The organism is Photobacterium halotolerans DSM 18316 (assembly GCF_000425165.1).
Lineage (GTDB): Bacteria > Pseudomonadota > Gammaproteobacteria > Enterobacterales > Vibrionaceae > Photobacterium > Photobacterium halotolerans.
Map to the genome: position 1 here is coordinate 86,114 of NZ_AULG01000012.1, position 21,788 is coordinate 107,901.

Genomic DNA, 21,788 nt, shown 5'->3' on the forward strand with positions numbered 1-21,788 from the left:
GTTGAAACTGTGCTGGCCGCATTAAAAGATATTTCCCTCCACCGCCAGGTCTTTGCCCTGGCGCTTCCTATGGTGCTGTCCAACATCACTGTCCCTTTGCTGGGGCTGGTGGATGCGGCTGTGATCGGCCATCTTGAGCATGCCTGGTATCTGGGTGGCGTGGCTGTCGGCGGCACCATGATAAGCGTGACTTTCTGGTTGCTCGGTTTTCTGCGCATGGCAACCACAGGGCTGTGCGCGCAGGCGTTCGGTGCCAGTAATAAAGCGGCTCAGGCCACTGTATTACTGCAGGGAATTGCCCTGGCCTGGGGGCTGGCGGCGCTGCTGATCCTCAGCCATGGCCTGATAGCGGATGCGGTGTTTTCCGTCAGTGATGCCAGCGATGCAGTCAAAACCTATGCGGATCAGTATTACTCGATTCGTATCTGGGGGGCGCCGGCGGCGCTGGCCAATTTTGTCATCATGGGCTGGCTGCTGGGCAGTCAGAATGCCCGGCTGCCGATGTGGCTGCTGATCATCACCAACAGCATCAACATCCTGCTCGATGTTCTGTTTGTGCTGGGACTGGGCTGGCAGGTGGCCGGTGCGGCCGCCGCTTCTGTGATCGCCGAATACAGCGGCATGGTACTGGGACTGTATTTTGTTGCCTGCCAGTGGAAAACCCTGAATTTGCCGCCCTGGCGTAGCCAGCTCAGTCAGGTCGGGCAGGGAATCGGCCGCTTGCTGCGTCTGAATCGGGATATCTTCCTGCGCAGCTTGTGTCTGCAGCTGGCTTTCAGCTTCATGACCTTTCAGGGTGCCAGCCTGGGTGATAACGTGGTGGCTGCCAATGCGGTGCTGATGAGCTTTCTGATGCTGGTGTCTTACGGGATGGACGGTTTTGCCTATGCCATGGAGGCCATGGTGGGCAAAGCCATAGGCGCCAGAAACCGCGAAGCCCTGAGCCGGACGCTGATCAGTACCACTTTCTGGAGTGTGGTGATCGCGTTGCTGATGATGCTGGCCTTCACGCTGTTCGGGGATGCGATTATCGCCCTGATCTCGGATATCCCGGCCGTGCAGCGCGAAGCCAGTCGTTACCTGCCCTGGCTGGCTGCCGTGCCTCTGGTGGCGATGTGGTGCTTTCTGCTGGATGGCATTTTTATCGGCGCGACCCGAGGCAAAGAAATGCGCAACAGCATGTTTATCGCGACCTGCAGTTTCTTCCTGATATGGCAGCTGTTCAGCCCGTTTGGTAACCATGCGCTATGGGCGGCGATGTTAGGTTTTCTGGCCATGCGAGGGCTGTTGCTAGCGGCTATTTTTGCGTATCAATGGCAAAAAAATATTTTTCTTGAAGAGGCCTGTTCTAACAAATAGTTATCATATTTTATGCTGTTCAATAAGCCTGAGCAGGCGAATAACCCTATCCTTTCTTATTGATAGTGTTTAAAGTATGACCTGTTTTAGGCGTTGAGCAGGTTGAAAATGAAACAAAAAATCGGTGTTTTTTTATTGCTTTTTATGGGTTTACTGTGGTGTTTTAATGCTAGTGCTGTGGCTCCGGGAGCCAAAGTTCGCGTAACGGCAACGGCGTATAATTCCGTGCCAGCCCAGACCGACAGCAACCCATCCATTGCTGCCTGGGGAGACAGACTTAAGCCGGGAATGAAGGCAATCGCAGTATCTCGAGACCTTTTGAAAATGGGCCTCAAACACGGCTCTAAAGTAAAAATCTCAGGCCTGCCTGGTGAGTATGTGGTGCTGGATAAGATGCATCACCGCTGGTCAAAGAAAATTGATATCTACATGGGCCGTGATATCCGGGCCGCTAAAAACTGGGGCCGACGCGCTGTGACTATCACAGTTTTAAAAGCCTGATATCGCACAATACCTAGCCGAATAATCGCACGAAAGCCTGATTATCCTGATAGGCATTAAGCACAGACAAGAATGAAAAAAGCCGCGAATGCGGCTTTTTTTATGTGATTTTTCCCGGTGCGCGGGAGTAGGGATGAGATCCCGCGCGGGCATAAATCAGTAGTAAGACAATCAGTAGTAAGAATGGTCACCACGGGCGTGTTCAGTCACGTCGCGCACACCTTTCAGCTCGCCTTCAAACTCGGCCAGCAACTGCTTTTCGATCCCTTCTTTGAGGGTCACATCCACCATGGAGCAGCCGTTACAGCCGCCGCCGAACTGCAGAATAGCGACGCCATCTTCAGTGATTTCAGACAGGGACACATGGCCGCCGTGACCGGCAAGCTGAGGGTTGACCTGAGTCTGAATCATATAATCCACGCGCTCCATCAATGGCGCATCGTCTGATACTTTGCGTACTTTGGCGTTGGGCGCTTTCAGTGTCAGCTGTGAACCCATTTTGTCGGTGACAAAATCAATCTCAGCGTCGGCCAGAAAGGGCAGGCTCAGCTCATCAACATAAGCCGAGAACATACCGAGCTGAATTTCGGTGTCACTGGCTTCTACGGCTTCCGGCGGGCAGTAAGACACGCCGCACTCAGCATTTGGGGTACCCGGGTTGACCACGAAGACACGGATGTTGGTGCCTTCCGGCTGCTGGGCCAGCAGCTTAACGAAATGCTGCTGGGCATTTTCTGTAATAGTAATCATAGACACGACGTAATACCTGACTTAGTAAGCGTTAAACCTATTCTACTCTTTGACGATAGAACTCGCACCCCTGAATCTTGTGTGGTTTTTTTGAACAGTCCAGAACGCGCTGTCACGGGTCAGCGATAATGCGGTGTAAAGGCCAGACAGTAGACATCGATCCGGGCGACGTGCTGCTTTCTGAGCAGCTGAGACAACACGGACACTGTACTGCCTGTGGTCACCACATCGTCGACGATAGCCACGTGATCCGGCCACACCCTTTTGTTAAGTATAAATGCCTGCTGGAGATTCTGCTGACGGGCTTTTCTTGACAGCTGGTGCTGCGGTCGGGCCCGTTGAATCCGGCGCAGCGTCTGATGATCGGCATCACCACCTGTGAGCTCCGCCAGTGCCTCAGCCAGCAGCGCACTTTGATTAAAGCCCCGGATGAACCGGCGCCAGGGATGCAGTGGCACAGGCAGCAGCAGCGGAGCTGGTTCTGTCATCTGCTCGGCTAACAAAGCGGCCAGTGGCTGGCTGAGCCAGAATTTACCCTGAAATTTGTATTGCTGAACCAGCCGGTTGAGCGGAAAGCCATATTCCCCGAGACGCACCAGCTGATCCCAGGGCGGCGGCTGGCGCAGGCAGTGGCCGCAATGACTGACGGGCTCGAGTGTGGTAGCCCCGCAGCGCCGGCAATAAGGCGGCCGAGGCAGGCTGGCCACGCAATGCTGACACCAGTAGTGATCACCGTCACGCAGCGGTAAACGGCACAAGGCACATCGCTGGTTTGGCCAACGAAAGATTGATCTTACAGCCACAGGGGATAACATCCTTGCCATCCGGTTTGAAGTGAAGGAAGTGTACATGACGGCATCTGTCTACTGGCAAGCATTTGGTCAGGACCCGGCTCAGGGTTCCGATCTGGTTCTCATTCATGGCTGGGGCATGAATGGCGCCGTCTGGCAGCATCTGCTGCCGCAGCTGGAAGCACAATACCGGGTGCATGTCGTTGACATGCCGGGCTATGGGTACAGTGCCGGTGTCAAGGCGCAGTCTGTTGAAGCCATGGCGGACGCCTTACTGGCCGGCGCGCCGGCGCGAGCGGTCTGGCTGGGCTGGTCGCTGGGCGGACTGATCGCCAAGCAGGCGGCGCTGCAGGCGCCCGAGCGGGTCAGCAAACTGATCACTGTGGCCAGTTCGCCGCGTTTTGCCGCGATGGATACCTGGCGCGGCATCAGGCCTCAGGTGCTGAGTGACTTCCGGCAACAGCTCAGTGATAATTTCAGCCTGACGATTGAGCGCTTCATGGCGTTGCAGGCGATGGGCAGCCCGAGTGCACGGCAGGACATCCGGTTACTCAAGCAGGCCGTGCTGTCGCGTCCCCAGCCGTCACCGGCCGCGCTGGCTGCCGGGCTGGAGATGCTGGCGGAGGTGGATTTACGCCGGCAACTGACACAGATCCAACAGCCCTGGCTGCGTCTTTATGGCCGGCTTGACGGCCTGGTGCCGGTCAAAGTGGCCAGCGACATGGACAGGCTGGCACCGCAGTCTGAGAAAGTGGTTTTCCCGCAAGCTTCCCATGCGCCTTTTATTTCACACCCGCAGGACTTTCTGCAGTCATTACAGGTGTTTATTGAAGGTGATGCTCCGGCAGCCCTGGCGACAGAATCGACAGAAATATTAAAGTAAAACCTTTCTTGGCCGATAATCAATGTGTAGCGGCAGAGATTTCTGCCACCTTTGCAGTTATTCATGAGGCGCACTACAGCCGTTGCTCGGGTGCGTCAGCGTAGAGCCTGTGGCTCAAAGCGTTGTCTGTAGGAGTCGCCTGAACATGATAGTGTCGCCCCTGAATGCCGGTATACCGACACTGGCGCCATCGGTAAATCCGATGACGGAGCAGGCTGCGCGGGATAACAAGATCCGTGAAAAAGTGCGTCCGGCCAGTGCCAGTCTGCCCTCTGGCAGCGAACCTTCGCTCAAAGGTGATGACAAACAAATGCGGCGGCCGGGCTGGGATCCCAGTGAGCATCCGGATTACGCCTCGCTGGATGCCGCCCAGCAAAAAAGCTACGGTTATCAGCAGGAATTCGAACAGCTGGTGCTGGCACTGTCGGCAGACAGCTATATGAAAGATGTCAGCGAGCTCGGCTACAGCATGCACATCCGTCTGCCAAGGGCGCTGCTCGAAGAGCTGGCCCAGATCAGCAAAATGGAACGTATCCGCAGCGTGATCCGCTATAAGTATGCCCAGGCCACAGTACCGAATCCGCCCACCGAAATGCTTAAGATTGTCTGATTGATGGTGTGTATGAGCTGAAGGCTGAGTTAAAGACAAAAAAGGCGGGTCAGACCCGCCTTTATCGTTGTATGGCTGAGGATTATTTCTTGGCTTTGGCAAACGCCGCGGCAAAGGCGCCGCCCATGGCGCTGTTGTCCGGCTGGCTGTCACGCTGCTGACGCGGTGCCCGGCGTGCTTGTTCACCCTGACGCTGGCCACCCTGCGGTTTGTGGCTCGCTTCCTGGCCCGGTTCATCGTTCAGACGCATCGACAGGGCAATACGCTTGCGTGGCAAGTCCACTTCCATCACTTTGACTTTCACCACATCGCCGGCTTTGACCACTTCGCGCGGATCGGAGATGAACTTGTCCGACAGCGCCGAAATGTGGACCAGACCGTCCTGATGCACACCGATATCGACAAAGGCCCCGAAGTTGGTCACATTGGTGATCACCCCTTCCAATACCATGCCCGGAATCAGATCTTTCACTTCGTGAATGCCTTCGGCGAAGGTGGCGGTCTTGAACTCAGGGCGCGGATCGCGGCCCGGTTTGTCCAGCTCGCGGATGATATCAGTGACGGTCGGCAGGCCGACGTCGTCTGTGGTGTAGTCGGCTGCTTTCAGACCGCGCAGGAACTCGCTGTTGCCAATCAGGGCATCGAGCGGCTTGCCGTTTTTCGCCGCGATGGCCTTGACCACGTCGTAAGACTCAGGGTGGACGGCGGACGCATCCAGCGGGTTCTTGCCGTTCATGATCCGCAGGAAACCGGCGCACTGCTCAAAGGCTTTGGGGCCCAGACGCGACACTTTCTTCAGTGTGGTGCGGGCCTCAAAGCGGCCGTGCTCGTCACGATATGCCACGATATTGCTGGCAATCGCCGGCGACAGACCGGCCACGCGGGTCAGCAGGGCCGGCGAGGCGGTGTTGACATCGACACCGACGGCGTTAACACAGTCTTCCACCACCGCGTCCAGACGCTTAGCCAGATTGCTCTGGCTGACATCATGCTGGTACTGGCCGACACCGATGGATTTGGGATCGATTTTCACCAGTTCGGCCAGCGGATCCTGCAGACGACGTCCGATGGAAACCGCGCCGCGCAGCGACACATCCAGATTCGGGAACTCGTTGGCGGCCAGCTCAGAGGCCGAGTACACCGAGGCTCCGGCTTCACTGACCATCACGCTCTGAATTTTCAGATTGCTGTCTTTGAGCAGCTGTGCCACGAAACTGTCGGTTTCACGTGAAGCAGTACCGTTACCGATCGCAATCAGATCGACATTGTGCTTTTTCAGCAGTGCCAGCACAGTGGCGGCGGACTGGGCCACCTGCTTCTGCGGCTGGTGCGGATAAATGGTGGCGGTATCCACCAGTTTACCTGTGGCATCAATCACGGCCACCTTACAGCCGGTACGCAGGCCCGGATCGAGTGCCAGCGTGGTGCGCGGGCCGGCAGGGGCCGCCATCAGCAGATCGTGCAGGTTGTCGGCGAACACCTGCATCGCACCGTCTTCGGCTTTTTCGCGCAGTGCCGCCATCAGTTCGGTTTCCATGTGCATCAGAATCTTGATGCGCCATGCCCAGCTGATCACCTGCTTACGCCAGCTGTCCGCCGGTTTGGTGCCCAGGTTCACACCATAGTGATCGGCAATGATGACTTCACAGTAAGAGCCGCGCACGCCGTCTTCCTGATTGGGATCCGCATTGAGCGCCAGTTGCAGCACCCCTTCGTTGCGGCCGCGGAACATCGCCAGCGCACGGTGTGACGGCACCTGGGTCAGTTTTTCATTGTGCTCGAAGTAGTCTTTGAACTTGGCACCTTCCTGCTCTTTGCCTTCCACCACGCGGGCGGTCAGCTCGGCATTGCTTTGCAGGTGGCGGCGGATTTTATCCAGCAGCGCCGCGTCTTCGGCAAAACGCTCCATTAAAATTGCGCGGGCACCGTCCAGGGCCGCTTTGCTATCGGCGACACCTTTGTCGGCAGACACATAGCTGGCAGCAGCGGCGTCCGGATCGTTGTCCGGTTGTGACCACAGCAGATCGGCCAGCGGCTCCAGACCGGCTTCAATCGCAATCTGGCCCTTGGTGCGGCGCTTGGGTTTGTACGGCAGGTACAAGTCTTCCAGCCGGGTTTTGCTGTCGGCCGACAGAATCTCGGCTTTTAGCTCCGGCGTCAGCTTGTCCTGCTCGGCAATGGATTTGAGGATCACCTGACGGCGGTCTTCCAGTTCACGCAGGTAGCCCAGGCGGGACTCCAGATTACGCAGCTGGGTATCGTCCAGCCCGTCGGTCACTTCTTTACGGTAACGGGCAATAAAGGGGACGGTGTTACCGTCATCGAGTAGCGCCACGGCTGCGGCAACCTGCTGCGTTTTGACGTTCAGTTCAGACGCAATCAGGTGATGGATACTCGTGGTCATAGAATTCCTTTGGCTACAGTTTGTCTCAGGCCGACCATCTAACCACAATTCCGCCTGGTCGTCAGCGTTCTTGCACCGGCAAAATGTCAGGAGTTTGCCAGCCGTGCGGACAGGTGTGATCTTGGTGCCGTCCGGTGTCTGCGAACGGCTCGCCGTCTGGCCTCACAACATCGTATAATCAAGCCATTACCAGCAAGCAGAGACAGACGCAATGAGAACCCCTTTGATCACCCGGGAAGGGTATAACCGGCTCAAGCAGGAGCTGGATTTTCTGTGGCAGGAAGAGCGGCCGGAAGTGACCAGGAAAGTGACCTGGGCGGCCAGTCTGGGCGATCGCTCGGAGAATGCCGATTATCAGTACAACAAAAAGCGTCTGCGTGAAATTGACCGCCGGGTGCGTTACCTGCGCAAAACGTTAGAGAAAGTGAAAATTGTCGACTATTCCCCGGTGCAGGAAGGCAAGGTGTTTTTCGGTGCCTGGGTCGAGGTGGAAAACGAAGCCGGTGACAGCAAAAAGTTCCGCATTGTCGGCTATGACGAGATTTTCGGCCGCAGGGATTACATTTCTATCGATTCGCCGATGGCGCGGGCGCTGCTGAAAAAAGAAGTGGATGATGAAGTGGTGGTACGCACGCCAGAGGGTGATAAAGTCTGGTTCATCAATACGATAACTTACGTAACAGACTAAGATCTAAAGGCATGCCGGGGTGGCGACACACTCGGTAACAATTTCACGGCGATCATTTGCTCACTGTGTCAGTCACAACAGGCAGCGGTCGCGTAAAATAGCAGCTCGGCGACATCCAGAGTTCGAAGCATAAGGTGGAACGATGCAAGACAATTTCAAGATTTTAGTGGTTGATGACGACATGCGCCTGCGCGCCTTGCTGGAGCGTTACCTGTCTGAGCAGGGTTTCCAGGTGCGCAGTGTGGCCAATGGCGAGCAAATGGACCGCCTGCTGGCTCGTGAAAATTTCCACCTGATGGTATTGGATCTGATGTTGCCGGGCGAAGATGGCCTGTCGATTTGCCGTCGTCTGCGCAATGCCAACAACATGCTGCCGATCCTGATGCTGACGGCCAAGGGCGATGAAGTAGACCGGATTGTCGGCCTGGAGGTCGGTGCCGACGATTACCTGCCCAAGCCGTTTAACCCGCGCGAGCTGCTGGCCCGTATCCGGGCGGTCTTGCGCCGCCAGACGGTCGAAGCACCTGGCGCGCCGAGTGTGGAAGGTAAGATCATCACCTTTGGTGAGTTCCGCCTCAATCTGGGCACCCGGGAAATGTTCCGCGGAGAGGAAGCCATGCCGCTGACCTCCGGTGAATTTGCGGTGCTCAAAGCCCTGGTGACCAACGCCCGCGAGCCGATGTCGCGCGATAAGCTGATGAACATGGCCCGCGGCCGCGAATACTCGGCGATGGAGCGTTCGATTGACGTACAGATCTCGCGTCTTCGCCGCATGATTGAAGAAGATCCGAGCCGTCCGCGTTATATTCAGACCGTTTGGGGGCTGGGTTACGTGTTTGTCCCAGACGGCAGCGAGGCATAAGTCATGCCGATGCGCCTGTCGCCGCGCTCGACCTTTACCCGCACCCTGATCCTGCTGGCTGGCTTACTGATAGCCAGCCAGATTTTTTCCTATCTGGCGGTGCTGAATTACGCACTGCTACCGAGTCTGCAGCAGTTCAACCGCATCATGGCTTATGAAGTCAAACTGATGCTCAAAGAAGACGTGGAACTGGCCGACGGCCACAAGTTTCATCTCGATACCCCGCTGCGCCGGCAACTGCTGGAGCAGCTCGGGGTTACGCTTCACGCCGACGACAGTCCGGAATCGGCTGAATTCAGGGAAGCGACCCGCATTGATTACCTCAGTGAGGAAATGACCCGAGAGCTGAACACACCGACGGAAGTGCGTCTGGTCTTAGGGACAGACAGCTATGTGCTGTGGCTCGACTGCGACGCCATGCCGGGTTACCTGATGCGGGTGCCGCTGTCCGAATTGCAGGAAGAAGATTTTGCCCCGCTGTTTGGTTACAGCCTGTTTATTGCTGTGATGGTGATCGCCGGGGGCTGGATGTTTATCCGGATTCAGAACCGTCCTCTGGTGGCACTGGAGCAGGCGGCACTGGAGGTAGCCAAAGGCGGCTCGCCGCCACATCTGGATGTGCAGGGAGCCTCGGAGATCCGGGCGGTGACCAAAGCCTTTAACCGCATGGGCGAGGGGATTAAACAGCTCGAAGATGACCGGGCATTGCTGCTGGCCGGTGTCAGCCATGATTTGCGCACGCCGCTGACCCGTATCCGCCTGGCGACCGAAATGATGTCGCCCGAAGATGCCTATCTGGCTGAAAGCATGATAAAGGACACCGAGGAGTGTAATGCCATTATCAGCCAGTTTATGGAGTACCTGAAATCCACCCAGCTGCTGGAGCAGGAACTGCTCGATCTGAATATACTGCTTGAAGATGTGGCAGAAGCAGAAGGGGGCATTGAGCGCGGGATTGAACAGTCGCTGGGTACCATTAACGGCAAAGTGTATGCCAACGGGGTGGCCATTAAGCGGCTGATCAGCAACCTGCTGGTGAATGCGCTTCGCTACGGTCACGGTTGGGTGCGGGTCACCAGCGGCATGACGGCCGATCGCCAGATGGCCTGGTTCTGTGTTGAGGATGATGGCCCGGGCATTGAGCCGGATCAGGTGGCCAGAATGATGCAGCCGCTGACCCGCGGCGACAGTGCCCGCGGCAGTGATGCAGAAGGCACCGGCCTGGGACTGGCTATCGTCAAGCGTATTGTGGATCAGCACCAGGGCGACATTCAGTTCAGTAACCGCAGTGCCGGTGGCTTGAAAGTGCAGATCAGCCTGCCGGTGCGGACAGTCAAACACAATGGCAAGCGGAGTGCGAAATCTTAAGCTCTTATCCCCTGTAACCCCCTCCATCCTTCCCCCTTGAAAAGGGGGAGGCTCATATTGAACGAGCTGAAACCACGAATATTCCCTCCCCTTGGCAAGGGGAGGGTGAGGGTGGGGTTCGAGAAATGTGCGCAGGTTGGGCATTTGTGCCCGGTAACCCCCTCCTAGCCACCCCCTTGAAAAGGGGGAGGGATCATATTGAACGAGCTGAAACCACGACTCTTCCCTCCCCTTGGCAAGGGGAGGGTTAGGGTGGGGTTCGTGAAATGTGCACAGGTTTGGCATTTGTGCCAGGTAACCCCCTCCTGACCTCCCCCTGAAAAGGGGGGGAGGGGTCATACAGAATCAGGCTTTCTTCTCTTCAGGCAGGATCAGGTTGAGCAAAATCGCCGTCAGGCCACCGGCCGCCATGCCGGAGGACAAAATACTCTTCACAATATCCGGCATGAACTGAAGAATTTCCGGTTTTTGTGCAATCCCCAGCCCCATAGAGAACGACAGCGCCATGATCAGAATGGCGCGGCGATCCAGCTCACAGCGGGAGATAATCCGCACCCCGGAAGCGGCGATGGTGCCGAACATCACAATGGTGGCGCCGCCCAGCACAGGTTCCGGGATCAGCTGTACCAGACTGGCCACGGCCGGAAACAGCCCGAGCAGCACCAGCATGCCCGCGACAAAATAGCCGATGTAGCGGCTGGCCACGCCGGTCAGCTGGATAATGCCGTTGTTCTGGCTGAAGGTGGAATTCGGAAAGCTGTTGAGTACCGCTGCCAGTGCCGAGTTGATGCCGTCAGCCAGCACACCGCCTTTGATGCGCTTCATGTAAACTGGGCCGCTGACGGGCTGTTCAGAGGTTTCTGAGGTGGCCGTGATATCGCCAATGGCTTCCAGCGAAGTAATGGCAAAGACGATCACCAGCGGGATCAGTAAAGACCAGTCAAACCCGAGGCCGTACTGCATAGGTACAGGGATCGCAATCAGACTGGTTTCCGCGAGCTGGCTGCTGTCTATCATGCCCATGCCCCAGGCTGTGAGTGTGCCGGCGGCCATGGCAATCACAATCGACGAGACACGCAGATACGGGTTTTTCATCCGGTTGAGCAGCACGATCAGCCCCAGCACTATGCCGGCCAGCAGGAGCGTGTCCAGGCTGCCGAAGCTGCCGTTTTCAATCGCCGCATAGCCGCCGCCAATGGAAGTCAGGCCGATCTGGATCAGCGTCAGGCCAATCAGAGTGACCACAATGCCGGACACCAAGGGCGTGATGATGCGGCGGGTGTGCTGCAAAATACGCGAAATAGCCACTTCAGTAAGAGAAGCGGCGAGAATCGTGCCGAAAATCGCCGCCATCATGGTCGGGACGTCGGCCCCGCCGGCTTTCATCGCCAGCCCGGCCCCTATGATAGGACCAAGAAAGTTGAAGCTGGTGCCCTGAATCGACAGCAGACCGGAGCCGACCGGGCCTATGGTGCGGATCTGAATGAAGGAGGCAACCCCGGAAGCCAGCAGCGACATACTGACGATGGTATTGGTATCGCTGGCGGGCAGGCCCAGTGCCTGACAGATAATCAGCGACGGCGTAATCACGGCCACGAACATCGCCAGCAAATGCTGCACAGCCGCAAACAGGGTTTGTGGCAAAGGCGGTCTGTCATCGAGTCGGTAGATCAAATCGGATGAACGCGGTGGCGTTATTTCTTGGTGCTGGCCAGTCATGATGCTTCCTTATGTGCGTCGACAGGACGGCTTCAGACTGCGAGGGGACAGACGCTGAAGCCGACAATGACCTATGGGTCAAAAGTGGCCACTATTCTAATGAGGTTGTTCTTTTTAGCAAACGTTTGCGCAATTAAATTGACGGTAAAATAGCGACTAAAAGCAGAAAATTGTCATACTTTGTCGTTATCAGCCAACAGAAGACAGGCGATCAGGCGTTAGAGTAGTTTTCTTTCTGACCCAGCCAGCGGTCGATGATGGCTTTGGCGTTGGCCGGATATTGCTCGTGTAGGTAACGCGCCAGCTTCTGCACCTGGGGGATAAGGTGCTGGTCACGCACCAGATCGGCAACTTTGAAATCGGCAATGCCGGTTTGTTTGGTGCCCAGCAGCTCACCCGGGCCGCGAATTTCCAGATCGCGTTGGGCAATGACGAAGCCGTCGCTGCTTTCGCGCAGTACCGCCAGCCGCTGCTGGGCGGTTTTGGACAGCGGGGCATGATAGAGCAGCACGCAATGGCTGGCCACAGTGCCCCGGCCCACCCGGCCGCGCAGCTGGTGGAGCTGGGCCAGCCCCAGACGTTCCGGGTTTTCGATGATCATCAGGCTGGCGTTGGGTACATCGACGCCGACCTCGATCACTGTGGTGGCGACCAGCAGGTGCAGCTCACCGGCTTTGAAGCGCTGCATGATGTCTTGTTTCTCAGTGGCTTTCATCCGGCCGTGCACCAGCCCGATTTTCAGCTCGGGCAATTGTGCCGTCAGCTCGGTGGCCGTATCTGACGCCGCCTGGGCTTCCAGTACTTCGGACTCATCAATCAGGGTGCACACCCAGTAAGCCTGGCGGCCTTCATTGAGGCAGGCCGCGCGGATGCGCGCTATGATATCGGCACGACGTGTGTCTGAAACGGCAACGGTCTGGATTGGGGTGCGTCCGGGCGGCAGCTCGTCAATCACCGAGGTTTCCAGATCAGCATAAGCGGTCATGGCCAGCGTTCTGGGGATCGGCGTGGCCGTCATGATTAACTGATGCGGGTACCGGCCTTCGTTGGCGCCTTTTTCCCGCAATTCCAGCCGCTGGTGAACCCCGAACCTGTGCTGCTCATCGATGATCACTAAAGCCAGGTTGCTGAACACGACCTGCTGCTGAAATAAAGCGTGCGTGCCGACCACCATTTTGGCATCACCGCTTTCGATGCGCGCCAGCTCGGTGTCGCGCGCTTTGCCTTTGAGTTTACCGGCCAGCCAGCCCACCTGAATGCCGAGCGGTTCCAGCCACTGGGCAAAGTTGAGGGCATGCTGTTCGGCCAGCAATTCGGTCGGTGCCATCAGTGCGACCTGATACCCGTGATCTATGGCCCGGACGGCCGCCAGAGCGGCGACCAGGGTCTTACCTGAACCGACATCGCCCTGTACCAGACGCATCATAGGGACGGCTCTGGCCAGATCTTTTTCGATATCAGCCACCACACGCTGCTGCGCGCCGGTCGGGCTGAAGGGCAGGCCGGCCAGTAACTGCTGTTTGAGTGAGGTACTGGGCGGCAACGGCCAGGCCTGGTGCTGCTGACTTTTCTGGCGAACCGCCAGCATAGAGAGATTCTGTGCCAGCAATTCTTCCAGGATCAGCCTTTGCTGGGCCGGGTGCTGGCCTTTTTCCAGCTGATCCAGCGACACATCCGGCGTGGGCCTGTGCATCAGGTGCAGGGCATCGGCCAGGGTCATCTGGCGGTCGTACAAGCCTTCGGGCAGCAATTCGCTGACCGCGGCTTTGTCGAGCAGGTTCAGCGCCTGCTCAGTCAGGCTGCGCAAGGTTAACTGGCGCAAGCCGTCTGTGGTGGGATAGACAGGGGTGAGGGTGTCTTCGACCGCCAGTGCGGTCGGTTCAGAAAACACGCTGTAATCAGGATGGATCACTTCCAGCCCGTGCTGGCCGCGGCGGATCTCGCCGTAGGCTTTGACCTGTTTTCCCTCGGACAGGGCGTTTTTCATCGCGGCGTTGAAATTGAAAAAGCGCAGGGTGACAGAGCCGGTTGTGTCGCTGATCTTGACCGTCAGCATCCGGCGCTTGCCAAAACTGATGGCGTTATGCAGCACTTCGCCCTGCACCGTCAGGTGCTGTCCGGGCTTCACTTCGGCAATCGGCCAGATCCGGGTGCGGTCTTCATAACGCAGCGGCAGGTGGAACAGCAGATCCTGTACGGTGTGAAGACCGATTCTGCTCAGTTTCTCCGCCATTTTGGCGCCGACGCCTGACAGTTCTGTCAGGGCGATGGTGTCTAGCATCTGTCCGCTCATGCCTGCTTACTCTGTGTTCTGTCCGTTCAGGGTTATTTGTTGCGCCGGGGTTTATCCCTGGCTTGTATCGCCTGCCACCAGGCGTCATCTGCCACTATCTGACCGGCGTCATCCAGCGGCGGGTAAGGCAGTTGTTTGCGTTTGGCCACTTTCGCCAGCACAGGATGGCCGCGTTCAAACAAGATGCGGTGCACTGTGTCTGCCGGCAGCGGGGTGGTTTCTCTGTCATACATACCGGCTAGCTGGCGCTGGCGCTGCGCTTCATACAGGATCAGCGCACTGGCTACCGAGACATTGAGTGACTGTACCATACCCACCATAGGAATGATGATATCCTGATCAGCCAGTGACAGCGCTTCGGCAGTGATCCCGTTTTTTTCGCCGCCCAGGATAATGGCGGTGGGTCTGGTGTAATCAATCTCGCGAAAATCCACCGCGCGATCAGACAGATGGGTCGCCAGTACCTGCATGCCTTGCTGTTTCAGCTGGCCGATGGCCTCCGGCATGCTGGTGTGGGTTTCCAGCTCGACCCAGTTGCGCGCGCCGGCGGACGTGTGGGCAAGCACCCGCATTTTTTCCGGCCATACTGCGTGGACTTTGTGCACGCCAACGGCGTCGGCGGTACGGATAATGGCGGAGACGTTATTGGGTTTGTGCACTTCTTCCAGGCACAGGGTTAAATCTGGCTGGCGGGTAGCCAGCACTGACTGGATCCTCTGGTAACGTTCTGGCGTCATGATTCTTGTCTTGTTTCAGTTCTGGCTGAACGGCTTACAATTCAGCACTCGGGAAAGCACAAACGCCCGGGACGGGCGTTTGAGTGGTCAGTACTGCCGGGGTACGCAGGCACTTTAGTTCTTCTGCCGGGCAACCCGGACAACGTTCGGCATCACCCGGATCCGGCGCATGATATTGGCCAGATGGACACGGCCTTTGGTCGTCAGGCGCACCGTAATGGTATACAGGCGGCCGTCTTTCTCTTCCGTCGACAGCCCCTGGATGTTGGACCCGGTATTGGCGATGGTGTTGGTGAGATCGGCCAGTGCCCCCTGGTGGTTCTGCATATCCACTTTGAGGTTGGTGACAAACTCCTGCTCAAAGTCCCGGCTCCACTCGACCGGCATGTATTTATCCGATTCTTTCTGATAACCGCGGATGTTGGCGCATTCTTCGCGGTGAATGACCAGCCCTTTGCCCGGACTGACATAGGCCATGATCGGGTCACCGTGAATAGGATGACAGCAGTTGGCGAAGGTCAGCAGAATGCCGTCGGCACCCCGGATAGGCATGCGGCGTTTGTCATCCGCCTGGGTTTCTTCATCCAGCGTGCCCAGCAGGCGGCGGGCAACCACCACACTCATCAGTTCACCCAGGCCAATGGCCGCCAGCAGCGAATCGACGTCTTTCAGACGCAGATCTTTGAGCACTTTGTCCAGCGTGACCGGTTCAATCTGATCGATGTTCAGCTCGCCCAGAGCATGATTGAGCAGACGTCGGCCCAGGGTGATCGACTCGGTACGGCGCATGGTTTTCAGTACCTGGCGGATCTTGGTGCGGGCCCGCGAGGTCACCACATAGTTGAGCCAGGCGGCGTTCGGACGGGCACCCGGCGCACTGATGATATCCACTGTCTGGCCGTTTTTCAGCGGCTTGCTCAGCGGATAAGGCTGGCGGTCAATCTTGGCGCCGACACAGGTGTTGCCGACATCGGTGTGAACGGCATAGGCGAAGTCGACCGCGGTCGCGCCGACCGGCAGTTCGACTATCCGGCCTTTGGGCGTGAAAACGTAAATCTCATCCGGGAACAGATCGGATTTTACGTTTTCGATGAATTCAAACGAGTTACCGGCGCTTTGCTGCAGCTCGATCAGGCTTTGCATCCAGCGCTGGGCCTTGACCTGTGCTGTAGTGCCTGAGCTTTCACCGTCTTTGTAAGCCCAGTGCGCCGCGACCCCTTTGTCAGCCATCTGATCCATGTCTTCGGTGCGGATCTGTACTTCAACCGGCACACCGTGCGGGCCGACCAGTGAGGTATGCAGCGACTGATAGCCGTTGGCTTTCGGGATGGCGATATAGTCTTTCATCCGGCTCGGACGCGGCTTGTACAGGTTGTGCACCTGACCCAGTACCCGGTAGCAGGTATCCAGGTTATCGACCAGCACCCGGAACGCGTAGATATCCATGATGGAATGAAAACGCTGTTCTTTGTTCTTCATCTTGTTGTAGATGGAGTACAGGTTTTTCTCGCGGCCAAGCACCTTACCGTTGATCCCCGCATCATGAAGGCGGCCTTCAATCTCGGCGTGGATACGGTTGATCATTTCTTTACGGTTACCGCGGGCGGCAGCCACCACTTCTTTCAGCACCCGGTAGCGGTTCGGGTACAGGGCCTCGAAACCCAGCTCTTCGAGCTCGGTTTTGATATTGTGAATACCCAGACGGTGGGCCAGAGGCGAGAAGATTTCCAGCGTTTCGCGGGCAATGCGGCGACGTTTATCAGGACGCAGCGCACCCAGGGTTCGCATGTTGTGGGTCCGATCGGCCAGTTTGATCAGGATAACCCGGATGTCATTGGCCATGGCCATGATCATCTTGCGGAAGTTTTCCGCCTGAGCTTCCTTGCGGTCGCGGAACTTGAGTTTGTCCAGCTTGGACACGCCGTCCACCAGTTCTGCCACGGTCGAGCCGAAACGACTGTCGAGGTCGTCTTTGGTGACATCGGTATCTTCGATCACGTCGTGGAGCAGGGCGGCCATCAGCGTCTCAAAGTCCAGGTGCATTTCGGCCAGGATACGAGCAACGGCAATCGGGTGGATGATGTAAGGCTCGCCGCTGGAGCGCGTCTGGCCTTCGTGGGCGTCTCTGGCTACCAAATAGGCCTGCCTGAGCGCCTCAATCTGAGTCTCAGGCAGGTATTCAATTACAACTTCTTTCAGGCTATCAAAGAGATACAAATTGCCCGCTTCCTTGAATTAGCGCTGGTTACCTGCAATGGCACTGACCGCCGCCAGTTCAGCGGCTTCCTGCTCTTGCATTTCCTGACGCTCACGTGCATCCAGAATGTCTTTGGTGATCAGGCCTTCTTCGATCTCGCGCAGCGCGATCACTGTGTATTTGTCATTCTCTTCAGGAACCAATGGATCCTTACCGCCAGTCTGCATTTGACGTGCACGGCGAGAAGCAATTTGGATCAGGTCGAAACGGTTGCCGATTTTATCAACAGCATCTTGAACAGTTACACGTGCCATCGAGGACTCCAGTGGGTTTAATAAAAAGACGGAAAATTGTACAAAATTACTTACTGTTGCGCCAGTAGCGCAGTCAACATGCTGCTATATTTAGCAGCTTGCTTGTCTTGCTTCAATCGCTCAGCGCGGATGATCGCTTTAAAATCGATTAATGCGACATCAAAATCGTCATTGACGATCACATAGTCGTACTCTGTGAAATGCGAGATTTCAGAGCGTGCTTCATCCATGCGTCTGGCGATAACGGCTTCGCTGTCCTGACCGCGGGCGTTCAGACGACGCTCCAGCTCATCTTTGGACGGCGGCAGTATAAAAATACTTTTGGCTGCTGGCATCAGCTGGCGGATCTGCTGCGCGCCCTGCCAGTCGATGTCGAGAAACACATCGATGCCTTTGTGCAGCTGCTGTTCGATCCACAGGCGTGACGTGCCATAGAAGTTACCGAACACTTCGGCATGTTCCAGAAACGCACCCTGCTCAGCCAGTTCTTTAAATTCTTCCACGCCGATAAAATTGTAATGCACACCATGAATTTCACCCGGACGCATACCGCGTGTGGTGTGGGATACGGAGACTTTCATGTCATAGGTCGGATTGGTTTCCAGCAGGGCGTTAATCAGGCTGGATTTGCCTGCGCCGCTGGGGGCCGAAACTATGTATAGCGTGCCTTTGCTCATTACCATTGTCACTCAAGTGGAAGAAAGGGCGCGCAGGGTATCACGAACTGCGGCTAAATTGAATCGGCACGTGTAAGTTTCGCCTCCGGGCCAAACACCGCGTTCATCCCCCTGCTCTCATTATAAAAAATAGCAGCTTGTTGCCGGATCAGCGGAGCGGGGCAGTGAGGCGGGTAAAATTCTCCAGCATGTGCTGGAAGCTGTAGTGCTGGCGGGCCTTGTGGCAATTGGCGGCGCCAATTGCTTGCCAGTGCCGGGGTTCAGACAGTATCCGGCGAAACGCGCTGGCGTAGTGAGCGGGCGGCACCACAAAAGGGGTGTTTTCCGCGGCCACTATGGTTTTTACATCGCCGACATCGGTGGCCACGACCGGCAGAGCGGCGGCCATGGCTTCCAGCACAGATAGCGGCATCTGCTCGGTATCGGACGACAGGCAAAAAATGTCGCCCTGGGCCAGAAATCCCCAGACATCCTCAATACGTCCGGCCAGCCTGACACTGTTGGTCAGGCTGAGGCTGTCTATGTAAGCCTCCAGTTCGGTCAGCATAGGACCGTCGCCGCCAATCAGTAACCGGCTGTGGGTAGCATGGCAGGCAAAGGTGTCGATCAGGCGGTGCAGGTTTTTCTCGGCGCGTAAGCTCGCCAGAGTGATCAGTGTGGTCACCGCGGAAGGCGGCCTTTTGCGGATCGCCTCCGGCATGGCAATGCCATTGGGAAAATAGTGCAGCCGCTGGTCTGGGATCTGCCAGTGCTGGCGGGCAATGGCCATCAGGGTGCGGGACGGCACCACGACCTGAGTCTGGCCGCTGAGCGCATGGCGGCGGAACAGATTACGGCGGCGGTACAGCCGGCTGGCTTCATCCGGACTGAAGCCGTCTTCCCAGTGAATGCCGCGGCACAGGCGCAGCAGCCGATTGCAAAACGCCCATTCTATCGCGCCCCAGTTGTAGGTCATCAGAATATCGGGCTGATGGTGGCTGAGCGTGCGGTGAATGGCATGCAGCCGCTGTGGCAGACTCATGGCTTTCAGTTCTGCCATCGGCAGGAACTCGGCCTGCACATCCGGTGCCAGCCGGGACATCGCCTGGCTGGCACCGTCCAGCGAGACAATGGTGTGGCGATATTGGCCGGACAAGGCATTGGCCAGCTGTGCGAAGCGGATCTGCGGGCCGCCGACGGCAAAGGTTGAAAACACATGCAGTATGCGGGTCATTCTGATGCCACCTTGTCAGCTTGCACAGCGAGCGGAACGGGTTTTTCATTACGGGGGGCTTGTGCGGCTGGCATAGTCGCCGGCGGCGCTCTGTGAACCAGAATCGCGCGCTGATAGAAGCAGTCCCAGTCGCTGACCGGCTGCCAGTTCAGCAAGCGCTTTTCGACACTGGTATCAAAACGCGCATTCAGGGCGCGGGAGCGCAGATCCCGCAGGGCGGGCAGCGTGGTGTTGCGGCCGGACAGGCGCTTGATGGCCCACTTACCCAGCTCCTGCAGATACAGCCAGAAGGTGAATTGCGGCACATAGCGGTAGGGACGGCCCAGTCCTTTGCTGATCATGGCTACATATTCGCGTGCGCTGGGGCGCACGTCGCCGACCAGATTCAGTGATTTGCCGGCAATGCCCGGCGCTGTGAGGGCGGAAACCGTGGCGCTGGCGACATCTCCGGCCAGGACAAAAGGCAGGGGGTTGTGGCCCAAGTTCCAGCCGATAAAGTACTGGTTGTTATTAAAAAAGCCGACACCTGTGTGATTGACCGGCCCGCCCTCGCCGACCACTATACCGGGCCGGAGCACGACCAGATCTTGCCCCTTGCTTTCATGCAGCAGCAGGTGATCGGCCATGGCTTTGGCGCGGGCGTAATGTGCCCGCTGATCAGCGGCGGGATCCGGCGGAGTGTCGCTGTGAATCATGGTTCTGTCGCTGCCGAGATAGAGCGAGGCGATGGAGCCCAGATGCACCAGTCGGGTGATCTGGTGTGTCTGGCAGGCCTGGGCAATAAACCGGGCCGAGTCGACCATGGCGTGCTTGATCGCCTCCCAGTCACCACTGGCACCGCCGTGGGCCAGGTTGATGACATAAGTGGCACGCTGCACCGCGGCATCCAGGGCGGCAGGGTCACACACATCCCCCTGGATCAGCTGCACGGCCGGCTGGTGATAAAAGGCAGCTAAGGCCTGAATATTGCGCGCCATGACACCCACTGAATAGTGCTTGGCCAGCAATTGCGCCACCACATGACGGCCGATAAAGCCGGTGCCGCCAATCACCAGTACATCGAAAGGCTGGTAACCGTCCGGCTTAGCAGTGTGATGAACCGGCGGCTGAGTTGCTGTCAGCCGATCTGCGCCCTGGCTTTGGCTGGCCAGATGGTGACACAGGGCCACCAGATCGCGGCCGAATGCCCCATCATGCAGTAAGGGCTGCCCGGTAGCGATAGCCTGATAGAACTGGCCGATACTGGTTTTCATCGACAGTAAAAAAGGGTCCTGCGAGGCTTTGAGGCCGGCCGTGGTCAAGGCATAGTGGGTGAATTGCCGCAGCCCCTGTGACAGCAGGCTGCCGGCCTGGGCGCAGGCGGTTACTGCGGTATCCAGCGCAGGCAGAAAACGACTGCGGCTTTGCACTATGGCTTGCTGGCGGACAAAATCCAGCCTCAGGCAGCCGTCTTCGCCGGTGATCTGCATTTCCCACACCGGAAAATCCTGGCCCATCGCAAAAGCAAAATGCAGCGGGATGTCCAGCTCGCCGATGGCATCCAGGCGCTGAATAAAAGGCTGGCCATTACTGAGCTGCTGGATCTGGCTTAGCTTACCCAGCATCTTATTAGCCATCGACTGTGCTGTCGGGCGTCCGAACAGGCTCATCAGCTGTGACAGCGGATGCACGGCCTGCTCCAGCAGTAAATTGACGGGCTGGCGGAACATCCAGTGGCTGAACTGACCGGCTGTCAGCTGGCGTAACGGCATCTCATAGCGCAGGGAAACCGATTTGACCGGGCCAATGTCATTATTGGCCAGATGCTGTCTTGCCCGCTCCATCACAGGGTGAAAGATGAAGTTCTGGTTAACGGCCAGGGTGACGCCCTGTTGCTGAGCCTGGCTGATCAGCGCCTCGCATTCCTCTTCGGTTTCAGCCAGCGGTTTCTCGACCAGCACATGTTTGCCGTGGCGGAGCAACTGGCTGGCCAGCGCATAATGCAGATTGGGCGGGGTCAGCACATGGGCAGCGGTAAATTCGGTTTCAGCCAGCGCCTGCTCCACAGTGCTGAAGTACAACGGAATGTGATGACGCTCCGCCAGTGCCTGCGCGGCAGAGATATTGGGATCGACAACAGCACAGAGCCGGATACCGTCCAGCGACCGGATCGCCGCAGCGTGAATATCCGATATGTAACCCGCACCTATCAGGATGACCTTCTTGTCTGTTTTTGCTGTCATGCTTCTGCCCTTCTGCATTATCCCTTGAAAATCAGTGGCTAGCTGCGGCTTTTAATTGAACTTTTATGCTACATTTTCGCCGCTATTGTTAACTATAGTCAGTGCAGGCAGGTACTGAGCGGCGACATAGTAAAGTCATGCAAAAGTTGAGATGAGACGACCAAAGCAGCGAGCAGAACACCTCCTGCTGACTTGTCTGT

The 21,788-nt window shown here is 57.3% G+C and carries 18 protein-coding genes; 7 read left to right on the top strand and 11 right to left on the bottom strand.

The annotated features are described in order from the left end of the window. The first annotated feature begins 9 nt into the window (after positions 1 to 9). Both dinF and H511_RS0100460 read left to right on the top strand, forming a co-directional pair. Complete coding sequence (dinF, locus tag H511_RS0100455) at positions 10 to 1,359, top strand: MATE family efflux transporter DinF (RefSeq protein WP_027250534.1); 1,350 nt, start codon at positions 10 to 12, stop codon at positions 1,357 to 1,359. Positions 1,360 to 1,467: 108 nt separating this feature from the next. Continuing rightward, positions 1,468 to 1,860 carry a 3D domain-containing protein gene (locus H511_RS0100460; RefSeq protein ID WP_027250535.1) on the top strand — a complete coding sequence of 131 codons (393 nt, stop codon included), beginning with the start codon at positions 1,468 to 1,470 and terminating at the stop codon, positions 1,858 to 1,860. 171 nt (positions 1,861 to 2,031) lie between these two features. Here H511_RS0100460 and nfuA read toward each other — a convergent pair whose 3' ends face one another. After that, positions 2,032 to 2,610, bottom strand: coding sequence for a Fe-S biogenesis protein NfuA (gene nfuA / locus H511_RS0100465; protein ID WP_036758293.1), 579 nt, complete (start codon positions 2,608 to 2,610; stop codon positions 2,032 to 2,034). A gap of 119 nt (positions 2,611 to 2,729) precedes the next feature. Next, positions 2,730 to 3,413 (bottom strand): ComF family protein, encoded by a 684-nt coding sequence (locus H511_RS0100470; protein ID WP_248616553.1) that lies wholly within the window; start codon positions 3,411 to 3,413, stop codon positions 2,730 to 2,732. Between the two features lie 46 nt (positions 3,414 to 3,459). Between H511_RS0100470 and bioH the strand changes: the two genes are divergently transcribed. Beyond that, positions 3,460 to 4,284 carry a pimeloyl-ACP methyl ester esterase BioH gene (gene bioH / locus H511_RS22080; RefSeq protein ID WP_051287644.1) on the top strand — a complete coding sequence of 275 codons (825 nt, stop codon included), beginning with the start codon at positions 3,460 to 3,462 and terminating at the stop codon, positions 4,282 to 4,284. A gap of 145 nt (positions 4,285 to 4,429) precedes the next feature. Continuing rightward, positions 4,430 to 4,894, top strand: a complete 465-nt coding sequence (locus H511_RS0100480; protein WP_027250538.1) for a hypothetical protein — start codon at positions 4,430 to 4,432, stop codon at positions 4,892 to 4,894. An 82-nt stretch (positions 4,895 to 4,976) separates the two neighbouring features. Here the strand turns inward: H511_RS0100480 and H511_RS0100485 are convergent, their stop codons facing one another. After that, positions 4,977 to 7,298, bottom strand: coding sequence for a Tex family protein (locus tag H511_RS0100485; RefSeq protein ID WP_027250539.1), 2,322 nt, complete (start codon positions 7,296 to 7,298; stop codon positions 4,977 to 4,979). A 211-nt stretch (positions 7,299 to 7,509) separates the two neighbouring features. On the opposite strand from H511_RS0100485, the gene greB reads away from it, so the two are divergent. From greB to envZ, 3 genes are all read left to right on the top strand, one after another. Then, positions 7,510 to 7,986, top strand: a complete 477-nt coding sequence (gene greB, locus H511_RS0100490) for a transcription elongation factor GreB (protein ID WP_027250540.1) — start codon at positions 7,510 to 7,512, stop codon at positions 7,984 to 7,986. Between the two features lie 142 nt (positions 7,987 to 8,128). After that, entirely contained in the window at positions 8,129 to 8,848 is a 720-nt protein-coding gene (gene ompR / locus H511_RS0100495; protein ID WP_027250541.1) for an osmolarity response regulator transcription factor OmpR, read from the top strand. 9 nt (positions 8,849 to 8,857) lie between these two features. Further along, positions 8,858 to 10,216 (top strand): two-component system sensor histidine kinase EnvZ, encoded by a 1,359-nt coding sequence (gene envZ / locus H511_RS0100500; protein WP_027250542.1) that lies wholly within the window; start codon positions 8,858 to 8,860, stop codon positions 10,214 to 10,216. A gap of 345 nt (positions 10,217 to 10,561) precedes the next feature. Here the strand turns inward: envZ and H511_RS0100505 are convergent, their stop codons facing one another. From H511_RS0100505 to H511_RS0100540, 8 genes are all read right to left on the bottom strand, one after another. Continuing rightward, positions 10,562 to 11,935: a uracil-xanthine permease family protein gene (locus tag H511_RS0100505; RefSeq protein WP_027250543.1), complete on the bottom strand. Its 1,374-nt coding sequence runs from the start codon at positions 11,933 to 11,935 to the stop codon at positions 10,562 to 10,564. A 211-nt stretch (positions 11,936 to 12,146) separates the two neighbouring features. Continuing rightward, positions 12,147 to 14,228: an ATP-dependent DNA helicase RecG gene (gene recG / locus H511_RS0100510; protein ID WP_027250544.1), complete on the bottom strand. Its 2,082-nt coding sequence runs from the start codon at positions 14,226 to 14,228 to the stop codon at positions 12,147 to 12,149. A gap of 32 nt (positions 14,229 to 14,260) precedes the next feature. Next, positions 14,261 to 14,965 carry a tRNA (guanosine(18)-2'-O)-methyltransferase TrmH gene (gene trmH / locus H511_RS0100515; RefSeq protein ID WP_027250545.1) on the bottom strand — a complete coding sequence of 235 codons (705 nt, stop codon included), beginning with the start codon at positions 14,963 to 14,965 and terminating at the stop codon, positions 14,261 to 14,263. A gap of 114 nt (positions 14,966 to 15,079) precedes the next feature. Then, on the bottom strand, positions 15,080 to 17,182 hold the full coding sequence (gene spoT, locus H511_RS0100520) for a bifunctional GTP diphosphokinase/guanosine-3',5'-bis pyrophosphate 3'-pyrophosphohydrolase (protein ID WP_027250546.1): 2,103 nt from the start codon (positions 17,180 to 17,182) through the stop codon (positions 15,080 to 15,082). An 18-nt stretch (positions 17,183 to 17,200) separates the two neighbouring features. Further along, positions 17,201 to 17,476, bottom strand: coding sequence for a DNA-directed RNA polymerase subunit omega (gene rpoZ / locus H511_RS0100525; protein ID WP_027250547.1), 276 nt, complete (start codon positions 17,474 to 17,476; stop codon positions 17,201 to 17,203). 50 nt (positions 17,477 to 17,526) lie between these two features. Next, positions 17,527 to 18,153 carry a guanylate kinase gene (gmk, locus tag H511_RS0100530; protein ID WP_027250548.1) on the bottom strand — a complete coding sequence of 209 codons (627 nt, stop codon included), beginning with the start codon at positions 18,151 to 18,153 and terminating at the stop codon, positions 17,527 to 17,529. Positions 18,154 to 18,301: 148 nt separating this feature from the next. Beyond that, a complete protein-coding gene (locus H511_RS0100535; protein WP_027250549.1) occupies positions 18,302 to 19,366 on the bottom strand; it encodes a glycosyltransferase family 4 protein in 1,065 nt (354 codons plus the stop codon). Then, positions 19,363 to 21,588, bottom strand: a complete 2,226-nt coding sequence (locus H511_RS0100540; RefSeq protein WP_027250550.1) for a Gfo/Idh/MocA family oxidoreductase — start codon at positions 21,586 to 21,588, stop codon at positions 19,363 to 19,365. Before H511_RS0100540 ends, H511_RS0100535 begins: the two co-directional genes overlap by 4 nt. Positions 21,589 to 21,788 lie beyond the last annotated feature (200 nt).